Annotated in this window: 14 protein-coding genes; 12 read left to right on the top strand and 2 right to left on the bottom strand. The window is 35.3% G+C overall.

Features of this window, described 5'->3' with window-relative positions:
- Positions 1-87: 87 nt before the first annotated feature.
- The 3 genes from MYRA21_RS03170 to MYRA21_RS03160 all read left to right on the top strand — a co-directional run bounded on the left by MYRA21_RS03170 (position 88) and on the right by MYRA21_RS03160 (position 1,650).
- Positions 88-402 carry a hypothetical protein gene (locus tag MYRA21_RS03170; RefSeq protein ID WP_016650388.1) on the top strand — a complete coding sequence of 105 codons (315 nt, stop codon included), beginning with the start codon at positions 88-90 and terminating at the stop codon, positions 400-402.
- Complete coding sequence (locus MYRA21_RS03165; protein ID WP_039328512.1) at positions 399-788, top strand: hypothetical protein; 390 nt, start codon at positions 399-401, stop codon at positions 786-788. The genes MYRA21_RS03170 and MYRA21_RS03165 overlap by 4 nt, the downstream gene beginning before the upstream one ends.
- A gap of 508 nt (positions 789-1,296) precedes the next feature.
- The gene (locus MYRA21_RS03160; RefSeq protein WP_016650390.1) at positions 1,297-1,650 is read left to right on the top strand and encodes a hypothetical protein; all 354 of its coding nucleotides are present in this window, start codon (positions 1,297-1,299) and stop codon (positions 1,648-1,650) included.
- A gap of 180 nt (positions 1,651-1,830) precedes the next feature.
- Here the strand turns inward: MYRA21_RS03160 and MYRA21_RS03155 are convergent, their stop codons facing one another.
- Positions 1,831-2,727 carry a DMT family transporter gene (locus tag MYRA21_RS03155; protein WP_016650391.1) on the bottom strand — a complete coding sequence of 299 codons (897 nt, stop codon included), beginning with the start codon at positions 2,725-2,727 and terminating at the stop codon, positions 1,831-1,833.
- Positions 2,728-2,949: 222 nt separating this feature from the next.
- On the opposite strand from MYRA21_RS03155, the gene MYRA21_RS03150 reads away from it, so the two are divergent.
- The 8 genes from MYRA21_RS03150 (at position 2,950) to MYRA21_RS03115 (ending at position 9,091) form a co-directional block, all read left to right on the top strand.
- Positions 2,950-3,660, top strand: coding sequence for a hypothetical protein (locus tag MYRA21_RS03150; protein ID WP_016650392.1), 711 nt, complete (start codon positions 2,950-2,952; stop codon positions 3,658-3,660).
- 23 nt (positions 3,661-3,683) lie between these two features.
- Positions 3,684-4,373: a hypothetical protein gene (locus MYRA21_RS03145; RefSeq protein WP_016650393.1), complete on the top strand. Its 690-nt coding sequence runs from the start codon at positions 3,684-3,686 to the stop codon at positions 4,371-4,373.
- A 23-nt stretch (positions 4,374-4,396) separates the two neighbouring features.
- Positions 4,397-5,083 carry a hypothetical protein gene (locus MYRA21_RS03140; protein WP_016650394.1) on the top strand — a complete coding sequence of 229 codons (687 nt, stop codon included), beginning with the start codon at positions 4,397-4,399 and terminating at the stop codon, positions 5,081-5,083.
- Positions 5,084-5,107: 24 nt separating this feature from the next.
- On the top strand, positions 5,108-5,803 hold the full coding sequence (locus tag MYRA21_RS03135) for a hypothetical protein (protein WP_016650395.1): 696 nt from the start codon (positions 5,108-5,110) through the stop codon (positions 5,801-5,803).
- A 177-nt stretch (positions 5,804-5,980) separates the two neighbouring features.
- On the top strand, positions 5,981-7,546 hold the full coding sequence (locus MYRA21_RS03130) for a M20/M25/M40 family metallo-hydrolase (RefSeq protein WP_016650396.1): 1,566 nt from the start codon (positions 5,981-5,983) through the stop codon (positions 7,544-7,546).
- Between the two features lie 93 nt (positions 7,547-7,639).
- Positions 7,640-7,969 (top strand): hypothetical protein, encoded by a 330-nt coding sequence (locus tag MYRA21_RS03125; protein WP_006264716.1) that lies wholly within the window; start codon positions 7,640-7,642, stop codon positions 7,967-7,969.
- A gap of 199 nt (positions 7,970-8,168) precedes the next feature.
- Positions 8,169-8,600, top strand: a complete 432-nt coding sequence (locus tag MYRA21_RS03120) for a hypothetical protein (RefSeq protein ID WP_006264717.1) — start codon at positions 8,169-8,171, stop codon at positions 8,598-8,600.
- A gap of 104 nt (positions 8,601-8,704) precedes the next feature.
- A complete protein-coding gene (locus MYRA21_RS03115) occupies positions 8,705-9,091 on the top strand; it encodes a hypothetical protein (protein ID WP_039328506.1) in 387 nt (128 codons plus the stop codon).
- A gap of 76 nt (positions 9,092-9,167) precedes the next feature.
- On the opposite strand, the gene MYRA21_RS03110 is transcribed toward MYRA21_RS03115, so the two are convergent.
- On the bottom strand, positions 9,168-10,118 hold the full coding sequence (locus MYRA21_RS03110) for an alkaline phosphatase family protein (RefSeq protein ID WP_006259534.1): 951 nt from the start codon (positions 10,116-10,118) through the stop codon (positions 9,168-9,170).
- Positions 10,119-10,341: 223 nt separating this feature from the next.
- On the opposite strand from MYRA21_RS03110, the gene MYRA21_RS03105 reads away from it, so the two are divergent.
- Positions 10,342-16,224: an alpha-2-macroglobulin gene (locus MYRA21_RS03105; RefSeq protein ID WP_039328504.1), complete on the top strand. Its 5,883-nt coding sequence runs from the start codon at positions 10,342-10,344 to the stop codon at positions 16,222-16,224.
- The last annotated feature ends 82 nt before the right edge of the window (positions 16,225-16,306 follow it).

Here is a 16,306-nt window from a genome sequence, read left to right as displayed (position 1 = left end):
AGAAGCCTTTATTTCCTTATTGGAGTAAAGGCTTTTTTTATTGTGTTATAATATAGTAGTTTTGAAGACAGAAGATTATTTTGATTTATGACTAAAGGACAAGTACATATTCGCTGTTCTAAATGCGGAACATTTAATGTAGATACAGATAACTGTATATCGTGTGGACAGGCATTGAATATGGTACAACAACGTGAAGAAGAACGCAAGCACTTAGAACGCGAACGCATCGCTAAGGCATTAGCCGAAGAGCCTTCTGCGATAGAGAAGTTTCTACTCCGTATGACGAAGCATCCATGGCTGCTAGTACGTTTATTTTTTAAGTTAGTCTATGGCGTTTGGTTTACTGTGATGGCAGTGACGATGTTTATAGCGTGGCTAATCGGGATGATAGTAGCATGAGTGTATTGAAGCATTGGACTTTCATTACTATGTTAGTAGTGGGTGGGGTTATCTACACAGCACAACGCCTGGAGGTAGAGTTACCATCCTTTATTAATAATTATGTCAACGATATTCTCTCTATTCCCCTTACGATGGCAGTGATATTAGTCATGCTACGCCTGTGGAAAGGGAGTACATATCAGTTATCTCCCCTGATGATTACTAGTGTAGTTTTGTACTACACCTTTTATTTTGAATATTATCTTCCTCAACACCATTCTCGTTATACAGCAGATTTATATGATGTAGGCTGTTATATCTTAGGAGGTGTCCTCTTTTATCTCTTACAACAATATGTGTGGAGCGCAAATAACTCCCTTCAGAAGAAAGCATCACACAAATAAATAGCATTACTTTTTTTGTTTTCATCTAGTTATTAGTCTTTTTTTTCTCTCATTTTAGAAATTTTGAACACTTTTTTTTAAGAAATCCCGCTTTTTTGGATGTTTATGGGGGGTTAATATAAAAAAGATGTACGTTTTTTTTGAGTAGTTTTTTTGTTAAGTATTTGATATATAGTTTATTGTTGTTTTTTAGTGTTAAGTTTACTATTATCATACACCTATCCTGAAGCTAGTGTTAATGCGGTTTTATTGCAGATTGTTCGAGAATAGTAGGAGAATACACTGACAATGGTGGAGCTAAGAGGTTGTTTGTCCAAGGATCATCCTTTTATACTCCACGTATTCTTCATGTATTTGCTCTTGAGATTGTGATAGGTTGTTTTGAAGGTGGGAGTTTTAATTACAGAGAAGATTCAGGAGGATAAGGCAAAAAATGAAAAAAACGATACCTTTGTACTTCCACTGAGATAGCGTTGTCTAGAAGGTGTTATAACAATTAAAACGCAGTATGATTACAGTATTTTATACAGATTATTATGAGAACCTATCCGAAGAAAATCTAGAGTTAACACTAGAAGAATGTATCGAGATATTCTCAGAGACGATAGACTTAGTGGATAACTTCGTCGGTATTACGGTAGGTGCACACACGATGCAGTTTCACTGTGACGAAGACCGTATCTTAGTAGAGGTATTAAATCCTCCTACGTTGGTTAATCCGCAGATGTATGCTGACAAGACACAATGTCTAGCTATCATTAAAGATATTTATACAAAACAACAACTGTTCGTCTATCCACGGATGAAATTAGTAGATGTACGCAAAGAGAGTCTTGATGATGTATTAGAAAGAGAAGCTTAATAAAGAAGAATAGAAAAAGCCTGCTAGACATACTAGCAGGCTTTTTTTGAAATCGTTTTTTTGTGAAGGTGTGAGGTAGTTTAGTTTGTTATATCAATACATAGTTTATCACATCATCTAAGTACCTTATACCTTTAGGGCAAGGCTGTTAACCGTAAACCGATAACTGTTAACTAATTACTATTTCTTCTGATTAGCAATAATAACTAAGGTTACAGCACCTAGTACGAATAGTAGACCTAAGGCAGACATCCAGTCGAAGTGCTCTGCGAAGAATAAGGTACCTACTAGTACAGCTACTACAGGCTCCATAGATCCTAAGATAGAGGTAACGGTGCTACCTGCGTGCTTCACTGCTAGTACTAGACATAAGTCAGAAATGAAGGTAGCGAATACTCCTAATAGGATAAGATTAATCCAATCACTCGTTAGTGTCACCGTCTGTATTCCTGTCGTGAATAGACAGTAGAATAAGAAGATTAAACATCCCATTAACAATACGTAGAAAGTCAATGAATCAAAGTTCATCTCTGATATTCTAGATTTATTTAAGCCTACGATATACAGTCCATAGGTGAATATCGTCAGGGCAGAGAGTACCAGGCCTGTGATCAGTGAAGGCGAAGCCTCACCGTGTATACACATCATACCCACTCCCACTAGAGATAGAATAGACGCTACTAAGAGTGCGATAGACTTCTTCTCCTTATAGAACATAATCATGACAATACTGACGAATATAGGGTATAAGAAGTGTACAGTAGTGGCTAGCCCACTATCTATATACTCATACGCATCGACTAAGAATTTGGCTGTTGCGGCATACAATAACGCCAAGAAAAAGACGACTGCTAGATCTTTAATAGAAATTTTTAAGCTTGTTTTTTTGTACAAACATACTGCGCCCATAGTCACAGATGAAAATAAGAATCGATAAAATAGAATGGTCGGTATGCCTATAGCAACCACTCCTTCTGGTCGCAAGTTCGGCAGTATCAATGGTAAGGAGAACAAAGGCACCAAACCAAATGTACCCGAAGAAATCAATGCGAATAGAATTCCTTTAAGGTTTTTCATTGTTTTAAAAATCTTTTAATTAAAAATCTGCGCAAAGGTACATTTTCAAGACGGGGTATAGAAGTAGGAGGTATATTATTGCTGATCTCTTGTTTTACCTAGGATAGGACCGTTTATTTTGATAAGAGATTTGGTAGAGAAAAATTAAGATGATAACATTTTTCGTAATAATTTTAGAATAAGATAATTAAGGAATAGTGTATCTTTAACATAAAATTCGATATGAGAAGATGTTTGTTGTTGATTTTAATAACCTTGACTCTACAGTCGTGTGATAAAGGAAAGGATGTAATACCACCTACGGATTGGCAGCTAGAGAATCTAAGTGGGCAAGTCAAATCTCGTACTATTTCGAGGTATAAAATAGGCTCTGATGAGGTAGAGGTAACAGTAGGTACTTATAGTAAGGAAGGGTATTGTTTAGAGAGTGTGATTCGCACTTTTACTTCTAGTGATAATAAAGTTAATTCTATATCAAGTCAAGAGAGTATAACTGTATATAAAGAATATATAGGTAACAAAAGAGAAGTTAATAAGCTTAATAAAGATCGTAAGTACATCTTTAAAGGTAGTATGGTATGGGAGGCAGAAGATAGATATGTACATGAGCGGACTTACCTTGGATATACTCCTATGTATGGAACACTAGTAGTTAAACTTAATAAAGATGGCAAAATGGCGTCTTTAAAATATAAGAGTCATAAGGAAGGAGAGTTTAGTCCCCACAGTAATTATAATGTAGTATATAGTTATGGCGATAAGAGAGAACCTATTAGTTATGTGTTTAATGATCTCTCTAATTCAGAAAAAAAAGAATTTAATTTAGTAGAAATTGGTTATGATTATAAAGGGAATGTTTTAAAGGTAGAGTGTTTTGACCAATCAGGCGAGTTAAATAATTATAAGGTTTATACTTATGAATATTATGAGTAATAAAAAAGGCTAAAGAAAAGGAAATGAAAAAGTGTTTATTGTTTATGCTAGTGTTGATACTAGGGAGTTGTACTAAAGATACCATTACCCCTATACCTGATACACAGTTAGAAGGATTAAAAGGGAAGGTGAAGAGTAAAACTGCTATTAGTTCGAATGGCTTTTTTGGATTACCATGTAAGCAGATTATTCTGTACGATGATTTAGGATATAAGATATCAGAAGAGATACTCATAGATGAAAATAGGAAAGGAGAATATTCTTTATTGGCTAGAATGGAATATGCACCCTATCAAGATAGTACTAGAATTAGTAAAACGTATGGGGCAGATCACAAGTTATATGATGTGACAACGACTAAGTGGCTTACTAGTCAAGATTATACTATAATTAGAGTGAATGAAGAAGATAAAGGGGAGATACATAAGGAGGTAGTAAAGACAGATGATAAAGGGAGGCAAATCCATAAAGTAGGATTAAGAGAGTATATAGGCAAAAGTCAAGTGGATACTATATTTAGGGATATATTCGAATATGATGAGAAGGGGGATAAAGTGTTGGAGAAATCAAGACTTACGAATGAGTCTTATGGTAAGATTAAAGTAACTAATTTGGCATTCGATAAGTATGCTAATATAACAAGGCAAAAGACATCTAGTGAGGATATAGATGCTAATTATGAAGTAGAGTATACATATGAATATTATGAATAATAAAAAAGACTAAAGAAAAGAAAATGAAAAAGTGTTTACTGTTTATGCTAGTGATAGTACTAGCGAGTTGTACTAAAGATACCATTACCCCTATACCTGATACACAGTTAGAAGGATTAAAAGGGAAGGTGAAGAGTAGAGAGGTTACTAGTTCAAATATGTTCTTTGGATTTGCAGGTAAGCGTGTTTCCACTTATAATGAAGATGGATATAAAGTGTATGAAGAGGCATTTATAGACGGAACTAAGACAGGAGAATATACTGTATTGTTTAAAATTAATTATAAGCCTTATCAGAATAGTAGCAGAAGTATCGAGACCTATGTGCCTGATGAGAATAGATATATCACAGTGACTAATCAGTGGTTGACAGATACTAGTTATATCTCTATTATAGAGCCTGACGGTGTGTATTCTAGTAATAAAAAAGAAGTAAAGGTAGATGAGAAGGGAAGAGAGGTATACTTAGAGATCAATGAAGAATATGTAGATAAGAATAGAGGTAGTTTTAGAAATAGAAGAATATTCGAGTATGATGAGAAGGGGTATAAAGTCATGGAAAAAGAAAGTGATAATGAGGAGCCTTATTCAGAGGTCAAGGTAGTTAACCTTACATTTGATAAAGAGGGAAATGTAACTAAACAAAAGAAGGTTAGTGAGGACATAGATGCTAATTACGAAGTAGAATATACTTATGAATATTATCAGTAATAAAAAAAAGCTAAAGAAAAAGAAATGATTAAGCGGTTAATGTTGGTACTAGCGGTAATGCTAGTAGGATGTAAGTCAGAGGGGAGTACTACACCCTATAGTGATGCGAAGTTAGAGGGGATCAGAGGAAAGGTAAAGGCTGTAACAGAGGTAATACGAATGTCTGATTCGAATGTTGTGTCACAGAGTATAAGTCTATATGATAAGAACGGCTATAAGATATCAATGGAGTCTCTAGACAATGAGTTAGATACTGAATTGTTAGAATTTAGTAGTAATGGTATTCTTAAATACGAGCTGTATAATGGACAACAACGCGTATTAAAAGGATATGATTATGAAGGAGCTGTGATAAGTGAAGCGATACAGAAGTGGTCTTCTCCTACGGCGTATACTGTAGTTACATCTTATACTAATACTCCCTCAGTGAGTAATACTATAAAAGGGGCAGTAGATAAAGAAGGGAAGATAAGCTCTATGCAGATGATAGCAAAGGATGGAGAGAGTGTACAGATAAACTCATTGACGAAGTTTATGTTTGATAATAGTGGATATCAGAATGGGTATATACAGAAAGATGTGCTAGCTTCTACAGATGCTAAATATATAGTAATGAATAAGGGGTACGATAGTTTTGGGAATATTACAAAGCAGGAAGTATATCTGGAGCAAGATGTACTAGTGAGTGAGAAGGAGATTACGTATGAGTATTATGAATAGGTTGGCTGTAATTATGTAATAAAAAGTGATTAAAATTACGTGATGAGTATTTATAGAGGTTAATTATTGTGAATTTTATTGTATAATCTAGTGTTTATGGTGAAATAGGCGATTAATAACCTTGGAAGTATGGTTAAAATGTGTAATTTGCCCATCTTAAACTAAACACTAACCAATATGAAAATCACAAACGTAATCAGTAAGACGATTGCACATAGTGTACTAGGGGTGACCTTACTGTCTAGTGCGCTAGTATTAGCACAAAAACAAGATCCTATAGTAGAAGCTATCGTAAAAGAAGGAACTACTAATTCTCAATTAAAGAAGTATGCATTTGAACTAATGGATGTCATCGGACCTCGCTTAGTTGGAACACCACAGATGATGCAAGCACATAATTGGGTTAAGGATCAGTATTCTTCTATGGGCTTCGAGGCGCGTAATGAAGAATACGGAACATGGAAAGCATGGGAGCGTGGTACTACACAGATCACGATGACTTCACCTCGTACTAAATCATTAGAGGGAATGCAACTGGCATGGAGTCCTGCCTCTAAAAAAGGAGGGGTGGACGGAGAAGTAGTGATATTAGCAGATGTAGCTTCTCAGGCGGACTTTAATGCTTGGTTACCTTCTGTAAAAGGAAAGTATGTCATGATCTCTATGCACCAACCTACAGGAAGACCAGACTACCAATGGCAAACTTTTGCTACGGAAGAGTCTTATACTAAAATGAAAGAAGAGAAAGCTGCAGCTGAGAAAGCGTGGACTACTCGTATCAAAAATACAGGATATACAGCTAAGGAACTGCCTAAAGTATTAGAAGACGCAGGTGCTGCAGGTGTGGTAATGTCATACTGGACAGGTATCATGGGGTCTAATAGAATCTTTGGAGCAGAGACTAAAAAAGTGCCTACTATCGATATCGCATTAGAAGATTATGGAATGCTATATCGATTAGCAGAGAATGGTAAGAAACCTCATATCCATGTGAATGCACAGTCAAAGGATCTAGGTACTACGAAGACATATAATACAATAGCTGAGCTTAAGGGTGGAGAGAAAGGAGATGAGTATGTAATCTTATCTGCACACTTAGACAGCTGGGATGGTGGAACAGGGGCTACGGATAACGGTACAGGTATCATCACGATGATGGAGGCTGCTCGTATCCTAAAAGCAGTACTGCCTAATCCTAAACGTACTATCCTAATCGGTAACTGGGGAAGTGAAGAGCAAGGATTAAATGGATCTCGTGCTTTCGTAGCAGATCACCCAGAACTACACAATAAGATACAAGTAGTATTCAACCAAGATAACGGTACAGGACGTGTGGCTAATATCTCTGGACAAGGGTTCTTAAACTCTTATCAATATATCACAGACTGGTTATACGCAGTGCCTGAGAAATATAAGAAAGAAATTAAAACACACTTCCCTGGTTCTCCATCAGGAGGAGGTTCAGATCACGTGTCATTTGTAAGTAAAGATATACCTGGGTTTATGATGAGTTCATTGAGCTGGGGGTATGGTAACTATACTTGGCATACAAACAGAGATACAGCTGACAAAATCGTTTATGACGACGTACAGAACAACGCTATTCTGATCGCTATCATGGCTTATAAAGCAAGCGAGGAGAAAGAGTTGGTATCTAGAGAAAAGATTGTTCTTCCATTAGACAGTAAAGGAGAACGTCAAGAGTGGCCAGAGTCAAGAGGACCTAAGCGCACAAGTAACTAAGATATAAAGAAAGAGCATTGCTGAGGTAATGCTCTTTTTTTGTTGTAAAATGTTGCATAGAGTTGTTTAATTTTGAAAGATAAAAAGGTAGATATGATAAAGTTGTTTTACTATGACGCTCTTACTGATCAGGGGCAAGAAGGAGACGAGTCTAAGGTGGCTACAGAGCTAGAAGTAATCACGTGTTTTAAGAAGTTGTCGACAGAAGAAGGTACTTTTATTGGAATATTTAAGGGAGAGGATGATACACTACAGTTTGGTTGGTTAAGAGATGATATGTGGATTATAGATATTCCTATAGTGAGTAAAAAAGGCTCTTATCAGAAGGAAGGGACTAGAGAAGAGTGTATAGAATTAATTAAAGAGCAATATAAAAACTTTGATTTGAGCTTCAGTCATAGTTATACATTTGAGGAGTGGTAGTGAGTTTTATATTAGTGTAAACTAGTTTTTATATTTAGTTTCTAGTATTGATGGTTAGTTTTTGGTGACTATTTTAATAAACTATATTTTTTAATCTTAATTTTATTGTTTTCTGTTTTGTATTTACGTTAAATAATATTTTTTTGGTATAAACTTTTGTTGTTTTTATTTTACTTTGATGCCCTAAAACAATAATAACATGAAAAATATAAGTTTGGTTATCATGATGTTAGTCATGGTTTTTGTTACTGGATGTTCAAAAGAAGACTTAGAAGTAAGCAATAAAGATGTCAGTATTCAGTACAATGGTACATCTGTAGAAACTAGAAAAGCTAAGGAGTACACTAATTTTTATTTTACTATTAGATCTAAAGTGCGTACACCTATGCAAGGGTATGTAGAAATAGTTACTATAAATAATGAGAAGATAAAGTCGGATAGATTTTCTCTTAGTATGGGAGAACATAGAGAAGTTCTAGTGAAGAAAGAAGGAGTAGTAGTTGAAAGAGATTATGTAAAAAGCTATAAAGTGTATGCTACACCTATCAATTTTGATGCATTTCCGAATAAGGGAATGCCTTCAAGAGACTTCTTTAATCCACCTATGTATAAATTTCCAAAGGCAGGATAGAATGTCTATAGGATATATACAAATGGGATACTTAATGTTGACGTAGTGTTAAAGCATTGTGTTTTATTTTGTTTGTGCAGTTTATTTGTAATAAAAATTGCTTTATGAATAAGATATTGATGTCTATGATCATGATGATGCTATTATTAGTTAGTTGCTCGTCAGATGACAATGGACTTAAGAGTAATGATAAAGATGCTTATACAGAATATGTGAGTCATACTGTTATACAAAGAGATTCAAAAAGGTATAGTCAGTTCATGTACAATGTGAAGTCTGTTACTACTAACCAGTTAAAGGGATATCTAGAACTAACTACTGTAGAGGGAAAAAAGTTTAAGTCAGAGGACTTTAATGTAAGTCCTGGAGGAGTAACGACAGTGACAGTGCTTGTGGAAGGACAAGTGAGTGATGTCGGATTTATCAAAGATAGAAAGTTGTATGTCAGACCTGTTATTGCATTTGTAGATCCTTTGTTGCCAATAAAATAAATTATTACTTATAACTAAAAAAAGAGCTATTTGAGATTTTCTCTAATAGCTCTTTTTGTTGAAACAAAGTATAGACTTACTTAAAGATATCTTTTATCACTTTTCCTTTACTGTATTCTAGCTTTATACCTAATAGTTCAGCCATTGTATTCGCTACATCTATTTGTTCATAACTACCTGTACTGATAGTTGTATTTTGTTTAAAGTCTGGTCCCATAGCGAAGAATTCGATATGACGACATCCTAGACAAGCATCTCCATGGTTAACAAAAGAATCTTTTACCCCATCTAAATGACGACCATGGTCATTTGATACCATTAGTGTTGTTTTGCCTTTATAGTCAGGTTGAGATTGTAAGAAATCCCATATATCTTTAATGCTTTGATCTGTTGTTTTGATAGCTTGTATGTATTCATTCCATTTGTTAGCATGTCCATAGCTATCCACATCTTTTAGGTTAATAACAACTACATTAGGTTTGTCAGTTGTGATTACTTTTTTGAAGTTCTCGATAGTTACTTCATCTGTTCTATAACCTGTACCATTACCTGCTACTCCTGCATCTGCTTTAGGCATATATTTATTGTTCCAATCTGGGTTTTTAGTATTGTTTAGTACTTCTAATTTGTCTTTAGATACGACAACCCAAGCTTTGCTACTGTCTTTGTTCGTTTGTTTTAACCATTGTTGTAACACAGAAGGATTGGTAGGAAGTTCTTTACCGTTATTTTTAATACTGTCATATACACCTGTGATAAGAGCTGTATGTCCTGCATTAGTATTCGTTAGTCCATTGTTTCTAAAGTTGCTGATAAAAACTCCTTCTTTTAATAGAGCAATACGGTTAGGGATATGCGCTTGTGTAGTTTCTTGCCACGTCTCTGTCATTCTAGGGCCGTCGATTACGAGTAATACGACATTCTCAGTTTGATACTTTTTGTTTTCTTTTTGTTCTACTTTGTTGTCATCGCTAGAGCATGATGCTAGGGATACACATAAGATAAGGCTTAGAATAATTCTTTTCATAATGATGTTTTTTGTATATCACAAAGTAACCTCGATTATGCTGCATAATACAAGTTATTCGCATTATGCGTTTGTGAAGCTTAGGTTACATAAATGTTTAGAAAAAAGAAGAACAGAAGTTGTTATTTAATGATAGGTTAACGACTATTTTGTATCATTTGCTGTACAAGTTTTTAGAAGTAATTTATAAAAACTCTATCTTTAAGGATTCAATTATAAAACTATGAAGAAGTTAGGTTTGTATCTTATGATTCTTGCTCCGATGATCGGCTTTGGACAAAGCTCGAATGGGAGAATACAAGAGTTGTGGAATATTATTCAGAAACAAGAAGAGAATGCTGAGGTAAAGAGCATGTTGCCCAATATACAGGAAGTAAAGAAGTTGTCAAAAAGACACAATGACTATCCTAGTATGATTAAGGCAATGTTCTATGAGGCAAGAGTGAATATCTTAGTCAGTGAAGATGATAAGTATGATGTCAATACAGTCATTAAGCAATTCGCTGAAGAAAGAAGAAATGCTAAAGGAATTAATAAGGCTATTATCGACACGTATATCGCTGAAATATTTAAGCTTTATTACACTGCTAATAAATATAAACTTAGAGGTAGAACAACTTTAGAACAAAGTACAGCTTCTGGTGTTGCATACTGGACTGCTGAGGAGTTTAAGAAAGAAATAGAAAAGTATTATCAAAGTGGACTTTCTCTAGCAGCTAAAGAACAAGGAGAGTCTATTGGTAATTGGGGAGATATGTTTAGCTCTAATGTTTCTAACTTAGGTGTTAATAGGACTAAACTGACAGTGTATGATGCATTGCGTCTAAATTATTTAGACAATCTACAGTATAACTCATTTGATTTGTCAGATGAAGAACGTAGAACACTAGAGCAAAAGAAGGAAGAGTTAAAAGCATCTCTTCTAAAAGATGTAAAAGCTAAGAATGATCCTACACTCTATGTGTATGTAGAGATGTATCTAGCAGCTACTATAGAATCTAGTGAGGATAGAAAAGAGAAGTTCGAAAGCTTATTAGCAGCGTATCCTAATGAGCCTCTTGTGTATGAGGGATATGCTAATTATCTAAATGGAGTAGAACTAGTAGCTCTAATAGATAAGGCTGTAAAGTTATTTCCTAATACCAAGACGGCAGAGAACTTAAGTGCACTGAAGAAGTATACAGAACGCAAACAATACACTTATAATATCAATAAGTATGTGCTAGATAAGCAGGCTATACCTGTGAGCATAGGACATCAGAATGGGGATAAGGTATATGTGCGCGTGTATAAGAACAACCAGGCTAAGAGAAGTAACAATGTACCCTTTCATAAGGGGATAGAGGCATATAACAGATTAGATAAGGAATATACTTCTATAGATACTTATGCATTGCAGTTGAGTACCTTCACTGATTATGAAATGCACAAGACTGTGGTAGCGTTACATCCATTAGAGGCAGGTAGATACTTTATAGCATTTTCTAATGTTCCTTTTGACCAAATCAAAGAAGGAGAGTCGGATGTACAAGTGAGCCTAGTTAATGTGACACCTAATATTATAGAAATAAACGAAGGGAAATTACGTGCTTATAATAGAAGAACAGGTAAGCCATTAAGCAATATTAGTATTCACATCGCTAATGAAGATGAGAAGCGAACTAATAGTAATTATTGGGAAACGGTGATAACGACAGACTCGAATGGAGAGGCTAATCTTGATTTTGCTAAATCTGATCGATATCTTTATGCTAATATAAAAGGGGAAGAGGTATATTATTCTTCTTATGTATACAATCGTTATCAGCAAGAAGAAAAAGAAGATAATGTACAGTATAAAGCGACTGTACTAACAGATAGAGGTATCTATAGACCAGGACAAGTCTTATATTTTAAATCTATAGTTTCTAAAAAGAGTAAGCTGAGTGAGCAAGTCGTAGCTAAGGCACAAGTATCTATAAAGCTATATGATCCTAATGGAAAGGAATTGACTACACAACAACTGTTGACCAATGAGTTTGGTTCTGTCAATGGACAGTTTGTATTGCCATCTGTAGGTAGATTAGGTAATTATAGTGTTGAAGTCATATTAGGAGAGGAGACTGTAGGATGGAGTCATCTGTCAGTAGAAGAGTATAAGCGCCCGAAATTTGAAGTAGAGTTCGAAAAACCTAAAGAGATCTATAAGCTAAATGAGGAGGTAATAGTAGAAGGAAACGCTAAAGCTTTCTTAGGGGCTAATATAGATAAGGCAAAAGTAATCTATAGAGTAGAACGACAAGAGATATGGCCTTATTGGATATGTGGACCTTACTACCCAAGTAGATATCTGAATCCTGAGACAATGATTCAGGGAGAGACAATAACGGATGAGAAAGGAAAGTTTACTATCAGCTTTAAGGCGTTGCCTAAAGAAGAAAAAGAAAGTAAGCTGCCTCGTACCTTTACTTATTATATCTATGCAGATGTAATAGACCAGAATGGAGAAACACATAGCAGTAGTATAGATGTTATAGTAGGAGAGAAGAATATAGAGTTAGCTGTTAATCTTCCTTTTATTTCTACAGTAAAGGATTTGAGTAAGTTTACGATTAGTACGAAGAACTTAAATGGGATAGACTATGCTTCTCAAGGGGAGTTAAGTATATTTCCTCTTTTAGCTCCTAATCCTGAGCGTATCTCTGATAATTTTGGTTTAGATAAAGGAGATTATAAGTTGTATGATTACAATGAGTTTGTCTCTCTATTCCCTCATTTAGATTACGGAGATGAGAAAGATACTGCACAATGGGGAATAGGTAATTCTGTGTTTAGTACATCATTTAATACAGCAGATACAAAAGAGGTGGTATTTAAGGGAGCTAAACAATTGTCTTCGGGTGCGTATATCGTTAAGGGATATGTATACGAGAACGGTGAGAAGAATGAGATAGAGAAACGCTTTACATTAAGAAATGAGGAGTCAAAAGAGCCATCAAAGGTCTTAGTAGAATTAAAAGCAGAGGACAAAGTATATAAAGTAGGAGATAAGGCTAGTGTAGAGATACGTAGTGCTGAGAATAATACGTATGCATTCGTAGAAGTAAAAGCAAACGGTAAACAGGTTTATCAAAAAGTGATGAAGATCAATAAGAGAGGTTCGTCAATAGATATTCCTATTAAACAGGATTATAAGGTAGTAGATGTTTATGCCTTAGCATTAAAGCACAATATAGCAGCACAAGATGCGGCTAGTGTTGCTCTAAAAGGAGAAGAGAGTAAACTGTTTTTAGTTATTGAGTCTTTTAGAGATAAGGTAGAACCAGGAGCTAAAGAAAAGTGGTCTTTAAGTGTAAAAGGGAAGGAGAAGGAGCAAGTGGTATCTGAAATATTGGCTACTATGTATGATGCTTCTTTAGATCAGTTCGTATCACATAGTCTAAATACTACTCTTAAGGTTCCTGTACATTATTACAACAGACCTTCATTTAGTATGTATGATTTTAGTAATATCAAGGGAATAAGTTACTTTAATTCATTAGCAAGTGAGACAGTTGATTATACTAAGTTTATAATAGATAGACCAATCGTATTTAATACTTACGGCTTAAACTTCCAACCTAAAGTAAGAATTGGTTCTGGAACAATGCGAGTGAGAGGGATGAGTAAGGTGAGTGGAGATGCAATGGCTGAAAACATAGTTGCTCCAACTGTTGCGTTTAAGGAGGAGTTAAAAGAAGATGCTTCTATGAATGAGTCTAAGGACGTAAGTACTGGAGGTAACAGTGTAGAAAAAGCTGATGCCCCTGCACCGACTATTCGTAAAAACTTACAAGAGACAGCATTCTTTTACCCTACACTAAAGACAGATGAGAATGGTGATGTGAAGTTTGAGTTCACAATGCCTGAAGCTTTGACTAAATGGAAGTTTATGGCTTTTGCTCATACTAAGGATTTGCGTAGTGACTATGCAGAAAAAGAAGTAGTAACTCAAAAAGAGTTAATGGTAGTGCCTAACTTACCTCGTTTCTTACGACAAGGAGATAAGTTAACGTTATCTACTAAAGTAGTTAATCTATCTGATACTAATAGAAAAGGAAAAGCTACTCTTCAACTGTTTAATGCTTACACGAATGAGTTGTTGGTAGAGAAAACAGGAGAGTTCTCTGTCAATAAGGAAGAGTCAAGTGCTGTAAATTGGGATATAGAAGTTCCGAATAGCGTAGATGTAGTATCGTGTAGAATAGTAGCTGTGTCAGATAATTATAGTGATGGAGAAGAGTCTGTACTACCGGTATTGACTAATAGAATGCTAGTAACAGAGACGATGCCTATCTACATCAAAGAAGGACAGAATAAGATATTCAAGTTTAAAGAGTATGAAGCGAATAGAAGCAATACACTGCAGAATCATAAACTGACATTAGAGTTAACGACTAATCCGATTTGGAATGCTGTGTTTGCTTTACCATACTTACAAGAATATCCTTATGATAGCTCAGAGCAAGTGTTTAGTAAAGTGTTTGCTAATGCTGTTGCAACGAAGATATTAAATGACAATCCTAAGATTAAGACTGTCTTTGATCAATGGAATGTAAAAGGAGAAATGTCTTCTAAACTAGAACAGAATCAAGAGTTGAAGAGTGTACTGTTAGCTGAGTCGCCATGGGTTAGAGAAGCAACAAGTGAGGCTGAGCAAATGAAGCGTATGGCAGTCTTGTTTGATTTGAATAAAATGCAATATGATCTTCAGTCGGATATTGATAAGTTAATCGAGCAACAAAACGAAGATGGAGGATTCTCTTGGTTTAAAGGAGGTAAATCAGACAACTATATTACACAAACTATTGTAGAAGGTTTTGGTAATCTGAAATGCATAGGTGCAATGGATGCGCCTTGGGCAAGTGATGTGAATTATATTTCGATGCTAAAGAGAGCAATAGAGTATATGGATCAGGCACAGTATAAAGATTATGAAGAGCAAGTGAAGTTTGGTGTAAAAGGTAAAGTTCCTAGCTTAGGTACACACTATCTATATGCACGTAGTTATTTTATAGGGGACTTTGGTATCAATGAGAAATACTCTCCTATGATAACAGCTATTCGTCAAAGTATCGAGAGCGAGAAACCTGCTAATAATCTTTATCAAGAGGCTATACGAGCTGTGATAGCAAAGAGATTTGGTTCTGATAAAAAGGCAGAGAGTATTGTTAAGGGGATTATGGAGACAGCGATAGAATCTGATGAGATGGGAATGTATTGGAAGAATAATACTGCAGGATGGTTATGGTATCAGGCGCCTATCGAAACTCAAGTAGCAATTCTAGAAGCTACCAACGAGGTAAATAAAGAGAAATACGCTAATGCGATAGAACAGATGAAAGTTTGGTTACTAAAGAATAAACAAACTACTGGATGGAGATCTACTAAAGCTACTACAAAGGCTGTATATGCCTTATTAAATACAGGAAAGTCTTGGTTAGATGCAGAGCAAGGTCTTGAAGTAAAAGTAGGAGGATATCCTATAGATACAGAAGCAAATGCTCAGGCGGGTAGTGGTTATATTAAACAGAGTTGGACTAAAGCAGAGCTGACAGCTAAAAAAGGTGTTGTAGAAGTAAATAAGACATCTCCTGGTATTGCTTATGGCGCGATGTACTGGCAGTACTTTGAAGATTTAGATGCTATTAATACAGCAGAGACAGGTATTAAGTTAACTAAAAAGCTATATATAAAAGCGAATACAGAGCAAGGTCAAGTACTACGTGAGATCACTAAAGAGTCTCCAATTAAAGTTGGTGATATAGTGACAGTACGTTTAGAGATAAGTGCAGATAGGGATATGGATTATGTTCACTTAAAAGATATGCGCGCTAGTGGGTTTGAACCTACGAATGTATTATCAGGATATAGATGGAAAGGAGAGTTCGGATACTATGAAGAGACAAGAGACGCATCTACGAATTTCTTTATATCGAGATTGAGAAAAGGAAGCTATGTATTCGAGTATGAGTTAAGAGCTAATGTAAGTGGTCAATTCTCTAATGGTATTACGACTATGCAGAGTATGTACGCACCAGAGATGAGTGCTCATAGCGAAGGCATTAGAATAGAGATTAAGAACTAGTCATACTAGACAAATAAACAGGAGGAGGTTTGCTGAGGTAAACCTCCTTTTTTATGAGGCATACTTCTTGTTGTAGGTTAAG

Source organism: Myroides sp. A21 (assembly GCF_000807225.1).
Lineage (GTDB): Bacteria > Bacteroidota > Bacteroidia > Flavobacteriales > Flavobacteriaceae > Flavobacterium > Flavobacterium odoratimimum.
Note: the sequence above shows the minus strand (reverse complement) of the source record. Positions and strands in the feature narration are given on the sequence as shown.

Bases quoted from the DNA above. Each gene is read 5' to 3' on its own strand.
- MYRA21_RS03115 (WP_039328506.1), top strand. From the start codon at position 8,705: ATGAATAAGATATTGATGTCTATGATCATGATGATGCTATTATTAGTT.
- MYRA21_RS03105 (WP_039328504.1), top strand. From the start codon at position 10,342: ATGAAGAAGTTAGGTTTGTATCTTATGATTCTTGCTCCGATGATCGGC.
- MYRA21_RS03130 (WP_016650396.1), top strand. From the start codon at position 5,981: ATGAAAATCACAAACGTAATCAGTAAGACGATTGCACATAGTGTACTA.
- MYRA21_RS03140 (WP_016650394.1), top strand. From the start codon at position 4,397: ATGAAAAAGTGTTTACTGTTTATGCTAGTGATAGTACTAGCGAGTTGT.
- MYRA21_RS03150 (WP_016650392.1), top strand. From the start codon at position 2,950: ATGAGAAGATGTTTGTTGTTGATTTTAATAACCTTGACTCTACAGTCG.
- MYRA21_RS03170 (WP_016650388.1), top strand. From the start codon at position 88: ATGACTAAAGGACAAGTACATATTCGCTGTTCTAAATGCGGAACATTT.
- MYRA21_RS03120 (WP_006264717.1), top strand. From the start codon at position 8,169: ATGAAAAATATAAGTTTGGTTATCATGATGTTAGTCATGGTTTTTGTT.
- MYRA21_RS03145 (WP_016650393.1), top strand. From the start codon at position 3,684: ATGAAAAAGTGTTTATTGTTTATGCTAGTGTTGATACTAGGGAGTTGT.
- MYRA21_RS03135 (WP_016650395.1), top strand. From the start codon at position 5,108: ATGATTAAGCGGTTAATGTTGGTACTAGCGGTAATGCTAGTAGGATGT.
- MYRA21_RS03155 (WP_016650391.1), bottom strand. From the start codon at position 2,727: ATGAAAAACCTTAAAGGAATTCTATTCGCATTGATTTCTTCGGGTACA.
- MYRA21_RS03160 (WP_016650390.1), top strand. From the start codon at position 1,297: ATGATTACAGTATTTTATACAGATTATTATGAGAACCTATCCGAAGAA.
- MYRA21_RS03125 (WP_006264716.1), top strand. From the start codon at position 7,640: ATGATAAAGTTGTTTTACTATGACGCTCTTACTGATCAGGGGCAAGAA.
- MYRA21_RS03165 (WP_039328512.1), top strand. From the start codon at position 399: ATGAGTGTATTGAAGCATTGGACTTTCATTACTATGTTAGTAGTGGGT.
- MYRA21_RS03110 (WP_006259534.1), bottom strand. From the start codon at position 10,118: ATGAAAAGAATTATTCTAAGCCTTATCTTATGTGTATCCCTAGCATCA.